A 16,571-nucleotide genomic window follows, 5' to 3' on the forward strand; every position below is an offset into this window, starting at 1 on the left:
GCAGTCCCTCAGCCGCGACTGATCGTCTGGCCGCCGTCCACCACCACCGTCTGACCGGTCACATGGCGGGCGCCATCGGACGCCATGAAGGCGATAACGGCGGCGACATCTTCCGGATCGGCGATACGACGGAGGGGGGTGCCGCCCAGGATTGTGTCCATGAAACCGGGCCGTCCCTGCAAGGCCCGGATCATATCGGTTGCGGTCGTGCCGGGCGCAACGCCGTTGACACGAACGCCCTGCTCTCCCCACTCGACCGCCAGTTGCCGAACCATCTGCTCGAGTGCGGCTTTCGACACGCCATAGGCTCCGCTACCGATCATGCCGACGCGCGCATTGACCGATGACACACACACCATAGCGCCGCCACCTCGCCCGGCAATGTGCGGCAGCGCGTGACGGGCCAGACGGCGAGGGCCTCCGACATTGGTATCCATGACCGTGGTCCAACTGTCTTCGGCAACCTCGGTCAGGGGATCGAAGACGGGATTGATCCCGGCATTCGCGATCGCCATGTCGATGCCTCCAAAGGCACTGACCGCTTCATCAACCAGACGCGCAACGTCCGCATCGTTCGCGGCATGCCCCGGCACCGCGATACAATCGAGTCCTTCCGCTTCGAACCGCTGCTGCACCGCCTTGCAGGCCTCCGCCTTCCGGGATGAGAGCGCCACCCGCGCTCCACGCCGCGCCAGATATTCGACGGTGGCAAGGCCGATGCCGCGCGTGCCACCCGTGATGACGGCCACTTTTCCCAGAAAACGCTTATCTTCCATTGCCACTCCTCTCGATGATCCGCATATCCCGCCGGTGTGGAGACGCGAGCCGGCAGGATTAAATCGGCGGTTTGCGAATTCTGCGACAGCCCATTATAGTTCGCATTGATATTGTTCGCTAGAATATTAATATGGCACTTGACCGGTCCCGCAAAGGCATCAAGAAAGATACGATATGACGTCGGACAAAATCGACCGCATCAAGGCTGCCTTTGAACGCGATCAGCGGGAAGACCGCCCCGCAGTCAAGCCGGGTGACATTCCCTGGCGCTATGAGGCGATCACACCGGAATGGATGACCCATATCCTGTGCAGGGACCATCCGGAGGCAAAGGTCGCCTCCGTCTCGCTGGACAAGCCCGATTCCGGTACATCGAACCGGCGTCGCATTTTCGTGGCGTATAATGAGGCGGGCGAACAGATCGGTCTGCCCAAGTCGGTTTTCTGCAAGGCGACGGTGGACCTGCTCAATCGCATCCTCCTGTCGACCTCCGCGCTGCTCAGCGAAACCACCTTCTACAACCAGATCCGGCCGCAACTCGATATTGAAGCGCCCGAAGCCTATCTGGCGGTCTATGATAATGAATCCTACGCATCGATCGTGATGCTGAAAGATCTGGCCGGAAAGGTCAGCTTCTGTTCGCACCATACGCAGATGACGTTGGAGCGGGCGAAGGACCAGATGGAGGTGCTCGCCAAGCTGCACGGGCGTTTCTATCGGTCGCCGCAACTGGAGGGCGAACTGGGCCATATGTTCCGCTACGACAACCGGTTCGCAGCCCTCGATCGCGATCATGACTTCAAGAGCATGTGCGAAGCTGGACTGCTCGAGGCCGCCGACGTGATACCGCCCCGTTTGTTCGCCCGCGAGGCGGAGGTGTGGCCCGCGACCATCAAGGCTTCGGCCCGCCATGGGGAACTGCCGCTCACCATCACGCACGGCGACGTGCATCTGAAGAACTGGTACATCACCAACGACGGGCGCATGGGCCTGTCCGACTGGCAGGTCACGTCGAAGGGGCATTGGTCGCGCGATGTCGCCTACACCATCTCGACTGCGCTAACCGTCGAGCAGCGCCGTGACTGGGAAGAGCAGTTGCTGCGCCACTATCTTGACGCTTTCGCTGCGGCCGGCGGCGAAACAGTGCGCTTCGAGGAAGCATGGTTCAACTACCGCCAGCAGATGCTGACCACGCTCGCCTGGTGGACGATGACGCTGACCCCGTCAAAGGACGTGCCCGACATGCAGCCGCGCGACATCACCGTCGAGTTCATCCGACGGATCGCAACCGCCATTGACGATCTCGACGTTCTGGACAGCTTGGCCTGATTGCTAAAAAGGCGCGGGCGATGCCGCCCACGCCTTCCGTCTTCCCGACTCAGGGCGAAAGGTCAACGCCTGTCGAACCTCATCCACAACTGGTCGGGACCATGAGCGATATAGCTGGTCATCCAGCTATAGCTGTCGTCACCCCGCGTCGCCCGGAAATTCGTCAGCCGCCGCGTCAAAATCTGGAACGCAAGACGCAGCTCGCCCCGCGCCAGCTGGTTGCCGATGCACAGATGTGGTCCCGCGCCAAAGGCAAGATGGCTAGCGGCATTGGAGCGGTCCAGATCGACCTTCGCCGGTTCCGCATATTGTTTCGGATCGCGGTTCGCCGCGCCGTAACGCACCTCGACAAGCGATCCTGCCGGGATGGTGACGCCCGCTATTTCCACATCCTCGGCCACGCGCCGGAACAGCGCCTGGATGGGTGAAAGCGTGCGCAGCGTTTCTTCCACAAAGGGCTTGGCGCGGGTAGGATCTCGCCGGATTTCGTCAGCCAGCTCGGGCTGTTCGATAAACAGCTTCATCCCCGAAGCGAGCGTCGTGGTCGTTGTCTCATTCCCCGCCACCAGCAACTGGTGGATGATGCTGAGCAGTTCGCGCATCTCCAGCAGGCGACCGTCGGTCTCGGTATTCGCCAGATGGCTGATCAGCGTATCGTTGGGCGTCTCGCGCACATGTTCGATTTCCGCCGCCAGATAGCGTTGCATCTCCGTCAGGATTTCCGCAATCTCGACCTCTCGCTGGCTCGTGAGGACAGGGCTGACCGACTCCACTGAAACGTCCGACCATAATTTGAAGCGGTCCATATGCTCGCGAGGCACGCCAAGCTGCTCGGCGATCACATACATGGGCAGGCGCACGGCGAAGGCCTGGAGAAAATCGATCTCTGGCGCGTCGATGAAAGCATCGATCAGTTCGTTGATGATTTCCTCGATCCGGGGTTCCAGGGCCCCGACGCGCGTCGGGGTGAATACCTTGTCGACCAAGGTGCGATAGACGCGATGATCCGGGGGATCGTTGGACACCAGCGTGTCGATCGGCAACCAGCCCTTTTCCTCGAAGACACGGTTGGCCGTCGGGTCTGAACGAGTCGAATTGAGGCCGGTCCGGTTACGCAGCGCCTTGACGTTGAGCAGCGCCTTGCGAACATCTTCATAGCGGGTCAGGACATAATTGCCCGTCAGCGGATCATGATAGACCGGACGGTCGTCACGCAGTCGATCATAGCTCGAGAACGGACAGCGCTGAACGGCGGGATCGGCGAAGCTTAGCGGTGTATCAGCGGTAACGGAAGATTTGGACATGATGTCTCTCCTCGATCAGGCAAACCCGGAAATACGGCCGACGCGAACGGCCAGCTGAGCGGAAACGGTGTTCTTCAGAAGATTGCGGAATTCACGATCATCCTGCGGCTCGCCGGACATCCGGTCGAACAATCGCCGTGCCGCAACCGTGCTGACGACGGCACCGGTCAGGGCGACAAACAGATAGTCGGCGTCGACACCGCCCTGTGGGCCGGCATATCCGACAATCAAAGGCCGCAGCCTGTCGTGGATCGGCTTGACCAGCCGTTCGTAGCTATAGTCCGACCGGTCATTTTCCAGGACGACTTCGCGCAGGATGAAAGCCGACAAAGCCGGCGTGTCACAAAGCATATCGACGATCTGGCCCACCGCCTGATCCAGACGCTCACCGACGTTCGAGCCAATCGTCGCATCCACCGGCTGGCTTTCCAGGGCAGCGAGCATCTGAAGCGATAAATGATCGATCGCCGCCTGCCACAACAGCAGCTTCGAACCGAAATGATGAACGATCATGGCTGCGTCAACGCCCACATGGGACGCGATCTGCCTTACTCCCACAGCATCATAGCCATGCGTGGCAAACTGCTCGATGGCGGCGGACAGCAGCAGTTCGGGCACCGGAACGCGCGCTCCATCTGCCCCTGCCTTGGGCCGACCACGCCCCCGGCGGGTGGGTGCAGTATTGACGCTCGAAATCGACATGGCACGACTCATCTTGATCAATTTTTATATTCATCATGCGTTGAATAATGTCAAACCGGTTTTGGCTATGCGCTCCATTTTGAGGATCGCACGGGATCGGCAGGAAATAGAACAGCGCGACAAGCACCCTTCTCCTCAGATAAAGAAAATCTGCGCAATTTGCTGGACGAAACCGGTACGCTAGATTACTTCATAGCCCGCATGTTTACGATTGGCGGACGTTCGCCGATCTCAAAGGAAGGATTGAATATGGCAACGGAAATCATCCTGCCCAAACTTGGTTTTTCGATGAACGAAGGCACGCTGGCCGAATGGCTGGTCGCCGATGGTGGCGAAGTCAAGGCAGGTGAACCCCTGTTCGCGCTGGAGAGCGACAAGTCGACTCAGGAAGTCGAAGCGCCCGTGTCGGGCATGCTGAAGATCTTGAAGCAGCCGGGCGAAGTATATGAGGTCGGCACCATATTGGGCGAAATCTCCTGATCTGATTGGTCGAGCCCGACAATATTTGAAAATCGAACATGGAGGGGCGTGCAAGGCGCCGGAACGAAATGAAGCGTACAGACAAGGTCATCATCACCTGCGCCGTCACCGGCTCGATCCACACGCCCACCATGTCGCCTTATCTGCCTATCACGCCGGACCAGATCGCGGCGGAGGCCATCGCGGCCGCGGAAGCAGGCGCGGCGATGCTGCACCTGCATGCGCGCAATCCAGAAACGGGCCAGCCCTCGCAGGACCCGGCGCTGTTTGCCCAGTTCCTACCCCGCATCAAGCAGTCAACCGACGCGATCCTGAACATCACCACCGGCGGCGGGCTGGGCATGAGCCTGGACGATCGCCTGGCGCCGACGAAGAAATTCAAGCCGGAAGTCTGTTCGATGAACATGGGCTCGGTGAACTTTAACATCTCCGGCGCGGGCGCGAAGACGAGCGAGTGGAAATTTGAATGGGAAAAGCCCTATCTCGAAATGACCAAGGACTTCATCCTGTCGAACACTTTCGCGCAGATTGAACGGGCCATGACGGAGCTGTCCGAACAGGGCACGCGCTACGAATTTGAATGCTACGATGTCGGCCATCTCTATAATCTGGCACATTTCGTCGATCGCAAGATGGTCAAGGGCCCCTTCTTCATCCAGGGCGTCTTCGGCATTCTGGGCGGCATCGGTCCCGACCCCGAAAATGTCATGCACATGAAGACTACGGCGGACCGGCTGTTTGGCGAGGACTATATTTTCTCCGCGCTCGCTGCCGGCAAACATCAGATGCGGCTGGTGACGCTGTCGGCGCTGCTGGGCGGTTCCGTGCGCGTCGGCCTGGAAGACAGCCTCTATGCAGGCAAGGGTGAGATGGCCACGTCGAACGCCGTGCAGGTGGCAAAGATCCGGCGCGTGCTCGAAGAGCTCAGCCTGACGGTTGCCACTCCGACCGAAGCGCGTGAAATGATGCAGACCAAGGGGGGCGACAATGTCGCTTTCTGACATCGCCCTGCCGGTCGGCGGCATCGCCGACGGCATGGCGTTTGCAGAAGGGCCCGCTCTCGATGAGAGCGGGCTGATCCTGCCTTCCGACTATCCCAATCATTTCGCTGCCATCACTCCCGACAAGCAGGCGCTGGTCTTCGGCTCGTACAGCTGGACCTATGCCCAACTGGATCGCGCATGCGACGCGGCCGTCTCCCTGCTTGCCGAACATGGCGTCAGCGCCGGCGGGCGCGTTGCCTATATGGGCAAGAATAACGATCTGTTCTTCGTCCTGCTGATCGGTGCGATTCGCGCTGGCGCGGTGATGGTCCCGGTCAACTGGCGCAACACCGCACCTGAAACGCGCTATGTCCTGGAAGATAGCGCGGTCAGCCTGATCGTCGCGGACAGCGAGTTTTCCGGCATCATCAAGGAAGCCGATAGCCGTGGGTTGCCCCTGCTGCTGGCCGATGCAGACGGGCCGCAAGGTCTGCGGTCGCGAATCGCCGCCGCCGCACCTGCCCCCCGCATTCCACTTGATCCATGCGCGCCTTGCCTTCAGCTCTACACCAGCGGAACCACAGGCCGCCCAAAGGGCGTGGTCACGTCGCAATATGCGCTGGGCATCGCCCGCTATATTGAAAATGTGTCGGGTTTCTTCGCGGACTGGGGCGATGATGAAGCGCTCCTGTCCCCGCTCCCCTCCTTCCATATTGGCGGCATGTCATGGGTCTGCACTGCGCTGGTTCGGGGCGGGACAGCGCATGTCATCGCCGACACCAATCCTGCGGTCATTCTCGACAACTGCCTTGAACATCGCATCACCCGGACGTTCATCGTACCAACGCTGGTTCGGGCACTGATCGGTGAGATGGATGCACGCGGCGTCCGCGCGCCCTCGCTGCGAGGGATTCATTATGGCGCCGCTTCAATGGACCCGGCGCTGCTTGAAAGGTCGGTGGACCGGCTTGGATGCCGTTTCCTGCAATATTATGGCATGACCGAAGTCACCGGCACCATGTCGATCCTGGGTCCTGACCAACATGACGCCAGCAATCCCCATCTGCTGCGCTCTGTCGGCCGGCCGTTGCCTGGGTTCAGCATCGCGATCCGCGGTCCCAATGCTGAACTTTTGCCGATCGACGCGCCCGGAGAGATCTGGGTCAAGGGTCCCGGCATCCTGATCGAATATTGGAACAAGCCCGAAGCCACGGCGGAAGCGCTGATCGACGGCTGGTATCGTTCCGGAGATGGCGGCCGGCTCGACAAGGACGGCTATCTGTTCCTGACAGATCGTATCAAGGACATGATCGTGTCTGGAGGGGAAAACGTCTATCCTGCGGAGGTCGAGGCGGTCCTGCGCGACCATCCGGCGATCCTGGACTGCGCCGTGTTCGGCCTGCCCCATCCCAAATGGGGCGAGGGCGTGACAGCCGCGCTCGAATTACGGTCAGGCCATGAAGTCAACCTGGAAGAAGTCATCGCTTTCGCCCGCAAGTCATTGGCGGCGTACAAGATTCCTCGACGCATCGAAGTGGGGATCACGCTGCCCCGCACCGCATCGGGCAAGGTGCAACGCGCCGCCATTCGCAAATATTTTCTGGAGCAGGCGGAATAAGCGCCACGTCAGGAGGGATGCCATGTATCTGGTGGCACGGCTGGAATTATCCTATTCTGGGGTGATCGACTTCATGTCCGTCGCTCCCAAGGTCAGGGAGAAGATGGAGGCGCACGGTTGCAAGATGCTGCATGCGATGATCCAGCAGGTCGAGCGGCTGAACACCGTCATCCACATCTGGGAGGTGCCTGACGCCAATAGCTATTTCACGGCTGTAGAAGCGCTGAAGGCGGACCCGGACTTCCCGGAAATCCTCGCCCTTCTCGCGCGATCCGTGGTCAATGAGACCCTGACGCTCGCCACGGATGCGCCCTACGCGCCCGTGCGCTCCTGATCGCCGGAAGGAAGAATCCATGGGTAGATTGAACGATAAGGTTGCCATCGTCACTGGCGGCGCACGCGGTCTGGGCGGCGCCGCTGTGGATGCGTTGTGCGCCGAAGGAGCTTCGGTTGTTATTGCAGATGTGATCGACGCGGCGGGCCAGGAACGAGCCGCCCGGCTGACAGCCGAAGGTCACAAGGCACATTATGTCCATCTGGACGTCCGCGACAGCGCACAATGGGCGGCCATTGTGGAAGATACGTTGGCGCGCTGGGGTCGATTGGACTGCCTCGTCAACAATGCCGGCATCAATATCCCGATCGATATCGAGGAAGCGACGCTCGAACAGTTCCAGTCGATCCTCGACGTCAATCTGCTGGGCGCGTTCCTGGGGATCAAGGTCGTGCTACCCGCCATGCGGAAAAATGATGGCGGCTCCATCATCAACGTCTCGTCAAATTCGACCGCTATGGTCCTGCCCACCACCTCGCTCTATGGCGCAAGCAAGGCGGCGCTGGCCAATCTGACCAAGACCACCGCGGTTCATTGCGGACTGCGCGGGGACCATATCCGGTGCAATTCGATCCATCCGGGCATGCATCTGACTGAAATGATCGATAATCCGGAAGTGCAGGCGTTGCCGCAGGTCCGGGCGCTCAAAAGCGCCATTCCCATGGGCCGGATGGGGCTGCCCGCCGAATTTGGCAAGGTCGTTACGTTTCTCGCGTCCGAGGATTCCAGCTACATGACGGCGGCAGAACTTTTCACCGACGGGGGATTGACCGTCGTGTCCTTCGCAGACCCTTCGCGGGGCTGAGAGAGAACCCGCCCGCCACCGACAGCATTCGATCCCGGCCTGGATCGTAATCGCCGACGCCGCCTCAACCAGGCGACCTCAGCGGTTGTTCAGATGAGCAGACGTGTCCGGATCGCCGCCACCCCATCATCATCAAGGGCTAGCTCTTCCCGAATGAAGCCTTCGGCTGATCCGTGCCGGGCTTCGATCGTATCGAACATGGCGCCCAGATAGGCCGGATCGGCGCGCATCATCGGCTCCCAGATTTCGCGCGCGACACCCGACAGGTTGCTAGCGATCGGATCCTTCGTCACCAATTCGCAGCCACGCGAGAAAAACTGGTCGGTCTGTGTGTAGTCCGCCAGCACCTGATCGCGCGACACGCCCAACAGATCCAGCAGCAGGGCAGCCGCAACGCCTGTGCGATCCTTGCCAGCCGCACAATGGAAGACCAGCGGAAGCGAGCCATAGGCAATCCGCTGGAACAGTTCTCGATAGGAAGGCGCCTGTTCATAGGCGAGATCATGATAGGCTTCTATCATCAACTGCCGCGACTTTTCAGGCGTAGCGCCCGGATGCCGCATGGCCTCCGTCAGGTCGCCCGCGCTCATCTGATGGTCGCGCGACCAGATTTCATAGGTCGCCGCCTCGGGCAATCGCGACGGCCGGCGCGACCGTTCCCTGGACGAACGAAAATCGCAGATCACTTGCAGACCCAGCGTGTCCAGCACGGCATGGTCGCGATCCGACAGTTCGGACATCGTGCCTGACCGATAGACAAGGCCGGTGGCGACCGTTCTGCCGTCACGCGCCCGATACCCGCCTATGTCACGGAAATTATGCCCACCCTCAAGGGGGACGACGCGATTATATTCATGCGCTGCACTGGTCATTTGCTCTCGTCCGTCAATCTTTTCATAGGGGCGCCGATGTCAACTCAATGACGGTCGACCTTCGCCAGCATTTCATTGGTGAAGGCGGGAAGGCGCGCCACGGCTTCGTCCGACAGGCCATAACGCGGCAAGGGAAAGCCCAGGAACCGCTTCCGCCCGCCATCATCGCGATACAGATAGGTCACTGTCTGGATCAGGCTCCCGATCTGCCCGCCGGGATGCATGAAGGGCTCACCCCCCAGAAAATGTCCGCCGGCAGCTTCCGCCAATGCGCGGACGATCGACAAATTCTTCTCCCACAACCGGCGGCAAACCACATAAACGGCAAAGGGCGTGCCAGCCAGCAATGCCTGCGCCTCGGCGCTTTCCAGAAAGGAGCGCACGGGGACTGAAGGGTTATCACCCCACGTGTTCGTGAACAGCAACACGGCGTCATATTTCTGCGCGACGGCGGCGGCCGGTTCATAGGCGACGGGGACGACCATCCCTTTTTGAGCGCCCTGCGTCCATTTCTTCGACGCGGCGACATTCATAGGACGGGCGAGGGCATCAGCCGGATCACTCATGCTGATCCGGCACGACGTTACGTCCCACCCTGCGGCGCGCGCCGCAACCTCGGCCAGTTCGGCGCCCTTCCGGGCCTGACCGGTCATTGAATAATAGAGGATGAGGCAATGCATCTACACGCTTCTTTCCTGGATAGAGGGTGTCAGGCCACCGTCGCCGAACAGCGATCGAGCACCACCACATCACGCTCAACAGCAACGGCACGGAAGCGCAAATTGCCATTGCCTTCTTCGAAGAACTCGACGCGGATCGTTTCGCCCGGCATCACCGGCTTGCTGAACCGCACGAACATCGACTTGAAGCGCGCCACCTCATTGTCGCAATAGGCCGACAGGATGGCGCGATTGGCCAGGCCTTTGCTGCACAGGCCATGCAGGATCGGCATTTCAAAGCCGGCCTTGCGTGCGATCGCGGGGTCGGCATGCAGCGGATTCCAGTCGCCGCTCAGGCGGTAGATCAACGCCTGGCGAGGCAGGGTCGGGATCTCCACAACCCGGTCGGGCGCGCGATCGGGAACAGGCTCGGCCGGCGGCATGGTATCGCCGAAACCGCCCTCGCCGCCATTGCCACGCAGGAACAAAGTGGAGCGCACCGTCGCCAGATGATCACCATTGGCGTCGTTATAAAGGTCTTTTTCCTGATGCAGCAGTGCACCGCGCCCCTCGCCCTTGTCCTCAATGCCCGCGACTCGATATTGGCCGCGAATGGCGCCCGTGGCAGGCAACGGCTTGTGCACGACCAGATTCTGTTCCGCGTGTAGAATCTTGACCCAGTCGATACCGAATTCGGGCCTTTGCGCCCAGAAACCAGGATGGCACAGCACATTGGCATAGGCCGGAACGCACCGCAGATGCTTTTCGTAAACGAACGGCAGTTCCCCTTCGTTTAGCGGGTCCGAGCCATAGCCCAGACCCAGCGCGAACAGAATTGTGTCGCGCTTGTCATATGGCTGCACGATCGGCTCAATCGCCATATTCCTGATCTTTTCGATATCCATAGTTTTCAACCCCTCAGCGCCGCGCGCCCTTCAAAGCCATCCGAAACGCCATTTAGTTCGTAATCGCATCATATGCTAGCAATCATAATGAGCGGGCACCAGCGTTATAATACTATGCTAGCATACGATATTGACACTGGAGCCCGGAACGCTATGATCCTTGCTATAGAAATTCGGACGCCATGGCGCCGATGGACCGATCATAATGTTGTGGAGAAGGAAGCATGGGGAACCAAACAAAGGTTGCGCCCGATTATCGCCAGAGTGCCGCCCCCCTCTTCCAGCAGGTCATCGCCGATGATCCCGTGCCTGCGCCCGCCGTGCTGCGCGAATATTCCGAGCTGGACGTCCCGGTAGCGCACGTACCCCGCGACCGTTATCGCAGCCCCGCTTTCGCCGCGCTGGAGGGTGAGCGGATGTGGCCGCGCGTCTGGCAGATGGCCTGCCGCGAAGAGCAGATCCCCGAAGTTGGCGATTGCCTCGTGTACGACAGCCCCGGCGCCTCCTTCGTCATCGTGCGGTCCGAACCGGATCAGATTCGCGCATATTTTAACAGCTGCCTGCACCGGGGCATGAAGCTGTGTTCGGAGAATACCAGCGTCCGCAAGCTGGCCTGCCCCTTCCACGGCTTCACCTGGAATCTTGATGGCACGCTGGCCCATGTTCCTTCCCGCTGGGATTTCCCCGAGTTGCAGGAAGAGAAGATGAACTTGCCCGAGGCACGGGTGGAGTGCTGGGACGGCTTCGTCTTCATCAACCGTGACCCGGATGCGCCGTCGTTGATGGACTATCTGGGCCACCTGCCGGCGCATTTTGCCGACTGGCCCTTTTCGGACATGTATCTGGCGACGGTCATCCGCAAAAATATGGATGCCAACTGGAAGACCTGCATCGAGGGCTTCGTCGAGTCCTTCCACCTGGCCGGCATCCACGCTCAGGCACTGCCCTTTGGCGGCGATGCCAGCACCCAATATGATGTCTGGGCCGACGACCCGCATGTCAGCCGGTTCCTGGAACCCACCGGCGTCATGAGCGATCAACTCCCCAAGGCGCTTTCGGAGCAGGAAATTCTGGATTCTGCCCTGGCTCTGGTGTTCGGCGGGGGCGAAGCACCCCGTCTGGACGAAGGCGTGAAGGCCCGGCACTTCATGGCGGCAGGCATGCGCGCGGCGATGAGCGAAGCGCATGGGCGTGACTATTCGCACGTCTCCGATTCCGAAGCGGCGGACGCCGTTCAATATTCACTGTTCCCGAACATCATTCTGTTCCGGTCGCTTGGCTATCCCTATGCTTATCGCTTCTTGCCCGAACGCGGCAATCCCAACCGGTCCACCTTTGAATTCATGATCTTCAAGCCCAAACCGGACAATGTTGACTTCCTTCCGGAAGTGGAGGTTGTCGATCTAGGAAATGACGGTTCTTTCGCGGCGGCCGGCGTTCTCCCGCCCTGGCATGGGGAAATCTACGACCAGGACGTGACCGGCCTTCGTATGTGTCAGGACGGCATCCGCAACGGCGGCGACGCCGACATCATCTATTCGGCCTATCAAGAAGTCCGCATCCGACACATGCAGCAGACGTTGAGCCGATATGTGAGCGACGACCCCAAGGACGCGCCAGGACGACGGTGATCGCCATCGAACAAGACAGACACAGAGGGTTCTTGCCTTCTCAGGCAGTTCGCAAATGCAGGTCGCGGCCAAGCAACGCTCCCCATTTACCTCCGGCGGTTGACGCCGGGCAAAGGCCGCACTAGCGATTCTCAACCCTCTGACATATTGCCGGGGCATTTCATGACCACCCACATTCCGCCCTTTTCGACACCCGAAAAGAACCGCCAGATCGTGCTGGCCAAACGTCCTGAAGGCACACCGCGAACGAGTGATTTTGAGCGCAAGGAGGTTGCGCGCGAAGCGCCCGGCCCGGGTCAATTGCTGGTGCGCACTCTCTATCTATCCGCGGACCCGGTCCAGCGCGGATGGGCCAGCAACCCCGCATTGACCCCGATCGGCGCACCGATGCGCGCCCTGGCGATCGGCATTGTAATCGAAAGCCACGAGTCGACCATCGCTCAGGGCGATATCGTCTACGGTTTCCTAGGCTGGCAGGATTATGCCATCGTGACACGCGTTGACTTACTTTCCCATATCCCCACGCCCCGTGCGCCACTGCCGGCCTATGCAGGCGTTCTGGGCATGCCCGGCGTCACAGCCTGGCTGGCGCTGCATGACATTGCGCCACCATCGGAGGGCAAAGCCATATTGGTATCGACCGCGGCCGGAACCGTCGGCAGCGTCGTCGGGCAGATTGCCCGACAGGCAGGCGCTCATGTCGTCGGGCTGACCGGAAGCGACGACAAGATCACACGCTGCGTCAGCCGCTATGGCTATGACGCTGCCTTCAACTACAAGACCGGTGATCTGGCGGCGACATTGGCGGCGGCGCGACCCGAGGGGTTCGACATTTATTTCGACAATACTGGGGGCTGGATTCTGGACACCGCCATCCGCGCCATGGCGAAAAACGGACGTATCATTCAATGCGGTACAGCCGCGACGTCCAGCTGGAACCCGCCGCCGACAGGGCTGCGAAATGAGCGCGAAATCTTGATGCGCACGCTTAGCTGGACGGGATTTGTGATCTTCGATCATGTCGCCCGCTTTGGCGATGCCATTGACCGAATGACCGATCTGCTGCTGGCCGGCAAACTCGTCCATGATGAAGATGTAGAAAACGGGATCGACAAGATCACGAACGTTCTTGAAGAATTGTTCGCGGGTTCCAATAGCAGCAAGAAATTAATCTACATCGGCGAAGACTGATGGGGAGCGCGGGGACCACAGGCCTGGCTAAATGGGAGCGACGCCCTGTCGTCGCTCCCTCCAATCAAGGTCAATCCTGCCGCCAGCTGCCCAAGGCAGGGCGGACCGGCTGAATGATCGGTCTTTCCGCGAAGATGCCCTCCGTCATGAACGGATCGGCCGCAAGCAACGCGCGAACCGCCTCTTCATCCCTTGCTTCTAGCAGAAAAGAACTGCCGACGGGTGACGCATCGGAGCCGTCGTCACTGAGCATGGCACCAGCAACCTTCAATATGTCGCCTTGGGCGAGCCAATAATCCAAATGGCGCTGCCGATGCTCCAACCGCTTCTCCAACATATCAGGTCGATCGACAGCAAATATTATGAAATACATTTAGGGCTCCATCTCATAGCAGCTTCTTTCCCAAATCCCTTCAGATATTATTGTTCATTACGGCGCTTATGCCTGAAAGACTAGATACCTTTGCCCCATTCACGCCAATATTTTCCGCAAGAACTTCTTTCAGGTTCTTTTTCACTACAGAAAGCACTTTTTCAGCGCTTTCAACCTCCTGATCGGTCAGTCCCGATAGTATCCGTTGATTGACGTCGGAAGACACCTTCACCATCAGTTGGATGACCTCGAACCCTCGTTCCGTGATGAAGACCCGCTTGGCCCGACGATCCGATGCATCGGCTCTGCGCTCGACATGACCGGACGCTTCCAGTCGATCCACAAGACCGCCGACCGTAACCTTGCCGACCTCCATCAATCGGGCAAGGTCGACCTGCATCATTCCGTTATTGCCCCCGCGCGACAAGGCGCTGAGCACCGACCATTGCGATCGGGTAATGCCATAAGGCCGCATGATGAGATCCATGACGGTCCGGCGGATACGAGATACATCATGTACCAGATAGCCAAAGGCGAACTGTTGCGCCACAGGCTCCTCTCCTAAATCTTCCACCTTGCCGGTGGCTTCTTCCCTGTTTTTCATCGGATCTTCTTCTAGATAAGCGACAAGATATGCCGCACCATTTTTATGACTCATCACTCGATAAGATGCACGTATAAAATGCTAATGCGTACTGTATATTAATATATTATCAGATACCGGATAATAAGGTTTCGCATCCAACCTCCCGTTCCGGCTAGCACTGCGGCTGCAACGGCCTATAGCATCCCCGCAATCTCTTCGGCCGACAGGAATTGACCGGCATAAACCTGACGGGCACGTCTTTCCTCTGCCGCCGCTTCGGCAGTCGGGTCGATCACGTCTTCCGACCGCAATCTGGGAATCCGGGCCTGCCAGCACCCTGCTTCTACCTCCTCCGCGCGACTGATCAGATCCAGAGCCGCGCCCGTCCAAGCCTGCACGGCTACGGAACGATCAGGTATACCGTAAATTGCAACCAGGGGGAAAGAAAACGGCGTCGGCAGTGACTGTTCCTCATGATAGCTGAACAGACCAACGCTGCCAACGCCGGGCAGTTTCAAGGCGTCCGGCGCATGATGGTGCTCGAACCACTGACTGAAACCGACCTCATCCCCTTTTTTGGGGCGGATGAGCGCGGTGATCACATCTTCGCCTCGCCGGAATCCCTTTTCCCGGGTCCATCCATGCGAAAGGAAAACCGGGCGATAGAAATAATCGCGCAACCCGTCGAAAGACGCGTCGCGGATTACCTCCATGGAAGCCGTCCCCACGCGTTCCTTGTGTCCAAGAACTGACTTGGCCGCGCTTTCCCACTCATATATGGTATGCGCGAAGTAACCGGGGTCGACGGTCCGGCCATCCACGATCGGTTGTTGCGGAGTGATGATGAAGCGCTGTGTTGCTATCGCCCCATCAAGACGCATCGCGTCACGGATATGAATATTGGTGTACCAGTCGTCATAGCTGTCCTGACGTCCTTCCACCGCATTCTGATAGACGATCAAAATGCTTTCGAATGTTCCGCCACTCATCGCATCATACCTCCGCCTCGAAAACTGTCCCTTCCAACCGGGCCTATGGTTTTAATCGCGAAACCTTCCGCCCCTGGAACATGTTGGTGAGATCGCCTACGAGATACGCCCGCGCCCCTTCATCCAACATATCCAGCGTCCAGCCGCCGGGCTGATGGCAGGACCGCTCCAGATCCGGTTCAGGATACAGGCCGATCGATCCGCCCCCCGCGAAAAAGGTTCGCCCATTTACATTGGCGGCGGCATCAGTGCACAGCCAGGCGACGCAGACGCCCACCTGTTCGGGCAGCGGGATGTTGGTCGTCGTCCCGACCCAGACATTGCCATTGGCGGGTATGCCCAGTTCCTCCTGGGAATAGCGGACCGTTTCCATAACCGCGGGCGTGCCCAGACGAGTCGTGCCCAGCGGGCGCACGGCATTACAGCGCAAGCCGAATTGCCCCACATCCCGCGCCACCGATCGCGTGAAGCCGACCACGCCTTCCTTTGCTGCCGAATAGTTTGACATGCCCCAATGACCCAGACCCGACTGCGATGCCGTGTTGATGATCACGCCGCCGCCCTGTTTGATCATCAGTGGCGCGGCATGACGAATGGTGGTGAAATGCCCTTTCAGATGCACCGCGATGACAGCGTCCCAGTCCGCTTCGGACATTTCATAAATCGGGGAGGGACGCGCTATTCCGGCATTGTTGACGAGAATGTCGACGCGGCCGAAACCATCCATCGCTGCCTCCACCAGATTGCGCCCGCCAGCCATGCTGGAGATATCATCGCCGTTGGCGATCGCCTCCCCGCCCATGGCCTTAATCTCCTCAACCACGGATTGCGCGACATTCTCATGGTCGCCCTCGCCGGTCGGGCTGGCGCCCAGATCGTTCACGATCAGGCACGCGCCGGCTTCCGCCAGTGCCAATGCTTCTGCCCGTCCCAAGCCACGTCCGCCACCGGTGACGATCGCAACCTTGCCCTCCAGGCGCCTGCTTTTCTCCATTATCACTTTCCTTTATTGTTTGAATTGATTGCCGCGCGA

18 protein-coding genes are annotated in these 16,571 nt (G+C 59.6%); 8 read left to right on the top strand and 10 right to left on the bottom strand.

What is annotated here, in order from left to right; translation table 11 throughout:
- Positions 1-8: 8 nt before the first annotated feature.
- Positions 9-776, bottom strand: coding sequence for an SDR family NAD(P)-dependent oxidoreductase (locus DM806_RS22045; RefSeq protein WP_179045307.1), 768 nt, complete (start codon positions 774-776; stop codon positions 9-11).
- Between the two features lie 175 nt (positions 777-951).
- Here DM806_RS22045 and DM806_RS22050 point away from each other — a divergent pair, with 175 nt between their 5' ends.
- On the top strand, positions 952-2,106 hold the full coding sequence (locus DM806_RS22050) for an aminoglycoside phosphotransferase family protein (protein WP_179045308.1): 1,155 nt from the start codon (positions 952-954) through the stop codon (positions 2,104-2,106).
- Between the two features lie 62 nt (positions 2,107-2,168).
- Here DM806_RS22050 and DM806_RS22055 read toward each other — a convergent pair whose 3' ends face one another.
- Positions 2,169-3,410: a cytochrome P450 gene (locus DM806_RS22055; RefSeq protein ID WP_179045309.1), complete on the bottom strand. Its 1,242-nt coding sequence runs from the start codon at positions 3,408-3,410 to the stop codon at positions 2,169-2,171.
- Between the two features lie 15 nt (positions 3,411-3,425).
- A complete protein-coding gene (locus tag DM806_RS22060) occupies positions 3,426-4,112 on the bottom strand; it encodes a TetR/AcrR family transcriptional regulator (protein ID WP_179045310.1) in 687 nt (228 codons plus the stop codon).
- A 249-nt stretch (positions 4,113-4,361) separates the two neighbouring features.
- Here DM806_RS22060 and DM806_RS22065 point away from each other — a divergent pair, with 249 nt between their 5' ends.
- The 5 genes from DM806_RS22065 to DM806_RS22085 all read left to right on the top strand — a co-directional run bounded on the left by DM806_RS22065 (position 4,362) and on the right by DM806_RS22085 (position 8,332).
- Positions 4,362-4,592, top strand: a complete 231-nt coding sequence (locus DM806_RS22065; RefSeq protein ID WP_179045311.1) for a biotin/lipoyl-containing protein — start codon at positions 4,362-4,364, stop codon at positions 4,590-4,592.
- A 68-nt stretch (positions 4,593-4,660) separates the two neighbouring features.
- The gene (locus tag DM806_RS22070; protein WP_179045312.1) at positions 4,661-5,593 is read left to right on the top strand and encodes a 3-keto-5-aminohexanoate cleavage protein; all 933 of its coding nucleotides are present in this window, start codon (positions 4,661-4,663) and stop codon (positions 5,591-5,593) included.
- Positions 5,580-7,193 (top strand): class I adenylate-forming enzyme family protein, encoded by a 1,614-nt coding sequence (locus tag DM806_RS22075; protein WP_179045313.1) that lies wholly within the window; start codon positions 5,580-5,582, stop codon positions 7,191-7,193. The genes DM806_RS22070 and DM806_RS22075 overlap by 14 nt, the downstream gene beginning before the upstream one ends.
- Before the next feature lie 22 nt (positions 7,194-7,215).
- On the top strand, positions 7,216-7,527 hold the full coding sequence (locus DM806_RS22080) for an NIPSNAP family protein (protein WP_179045314.1): 312 nt from the start codon (positions 7,216-7,218) through the stop codon (positions 7,525-7,527).
- Positions 7,528-7,546: 19 nt separating this feature from the next.
- A complete protein-coding gene (locus DM806_RS22085) occupies positions 7,547-8,332 on the top strand; it encodes a glucose 1-dehydrogenase (RefSeq protein WP_179045315.1) in 786 nt (261 codons plus the stop codon).
- An 89-nt stretch (positions 8,333-8,421) separates the two neighbouring features.
- On the opposite strand, the gene DM806_RS22090 is transcribed toward DM806_RS22085, so the two are convergent.
- The 3 genes from DM806_RS22090 to DM806_RS22100 are packed head-to-tail and all read right to left on the bottom strand — an operon-like array spanning position 8,422 to position 10,744.
- On the bottom strand, positions 8,422-9,204 hold the full coding sequence (locus DM806_RS22090) for a tyrosine-protein phosphatase (protein ID WP_179045316.1): 783 nt from the start codon (positions 9,202-9,204) through the stop codon (positions 8,422-8,424).
- 44 nt (positions 9,205-9,248) lie between these two features.
- Complete coding sequence (locus tag DM806_RS22095; RefSeq protein WP_179045317.1) at positions 9,249-9,884, bottom strand: flavodoxin family protein; 636 nt, start codon at positions 9,882-9,884, stop codon at positions 9,249-9,251.
- Positions 9,885-9,913: 29 nt separating this feature from the next.
- Positions 9,914-10,744 carry a MaoC/PaaZ C-terminal domain-containing protein gene (locus DM806_RS22100; protein WP_218647611.1) on the bottom strand — a complete coding sequence of 277 codons (831 nt, stop codon included), beginning with the start codon at positions 10,742-10,744 and terminating at the stop codon, positions 9,914-9,916.
- Between the two features lie 248 nt (positions 10,745-10,992).
- Between DM806_RS22100 and DM806_RS22105 the strand changes: the two genes are divergently transcribed.
- Positions 10,993-12,399: an aromatic ring-hydroxylating oxygenase subunit alpha gene (locus tag DM806_RS22105; protein WP_179045319.1), complete on the top strand. Its 1,407-nt coding sequence runs from the start codon at positions 10,993-10,995 to the stop codon at positions 12,397-12,399.
- 162 nt (positions 12,400-12,561) lie between these two features.
- Entirely contained in the window at positions 12,562-13,590 is a 1,029-nt protein-coding gene (locus tag DM806_RS22110; RefSeq protein ID WP_179045320.1) for an NADP-dependent oxidoreductase, read from the top strand.
- A gap of 70 nt (positions 13,591-13,660) precedes the next feature.
- Here DM806_RS22110 and DM806_RS22115 read toward each other — a convergent pair whose 3' ends face one another.
- From DM806_RS22115 to DM806_RS22130, 4 genes are all read right to left on the bottom strand, one after another.
- Complete coding sequence (locus DM806_RS22115; RefSeq protein ID WP_179045321.1) at positions 13,661-13,963, bottom strand: YciI family protein; 303 nt, start codon at positions 13,961-13,963, stop codon at positions 13,661-13,663.
- A 40-nt stretch (positions 13,964-14,003) separates the two neighbouring features.
- The gene (locus tag DM806_RS22120) at positions 14,004-14,621 is read right to left on the bottom strand and encodes a MarR family winged helix-turn-helix transcriptional regulator (protein WP_179045322.1); all 618 of its coding nucleotides are present in this window, start codon (positions 14,619-14,621) and stop codon (positions 14,004-14,006) included.
- 122 nt (positions 14,622-14,743) lie between these two features.
- Positions 14,744-15,538 (bottom strand): hypothetical protein, encoded by a 795-nt coding sequence (locus tag DM806_RS22125; protein ID WP_179045323.1) that lies wholly within the window; start codon positions 15,536-15,538, stop codon positions 14,744-14,746.
- Between the two features lie 43 nt (positions 15,539-15,581).
- Positions 15,582-16,532 carry an SDR family NAD(P)-dependent oxidoreductase gene (locus tag DM806_RS22130; protein WP_179045324.1) on the bottom strand — a complete coding sequence of 317 codons (951 nt, stop codon included), beginning with the start codon at positions 16,530-16,532 and terminating at the stop codon, positions 15,582-15,584.
- Positions 16,533-16,571: the final 39 nt, after the last annotated feature.

The organism is Sphingobium lactosutens (genome assembly GCF_013393185.1).
GTDB classification, from domain to species: domain Bacteria; phylum Pseudomonadota; class Alphaproteobacteria; order Sphingomonadales; family Sphingomonadaceae; genus Sphingobium; species Sphingobium lactosutens_A.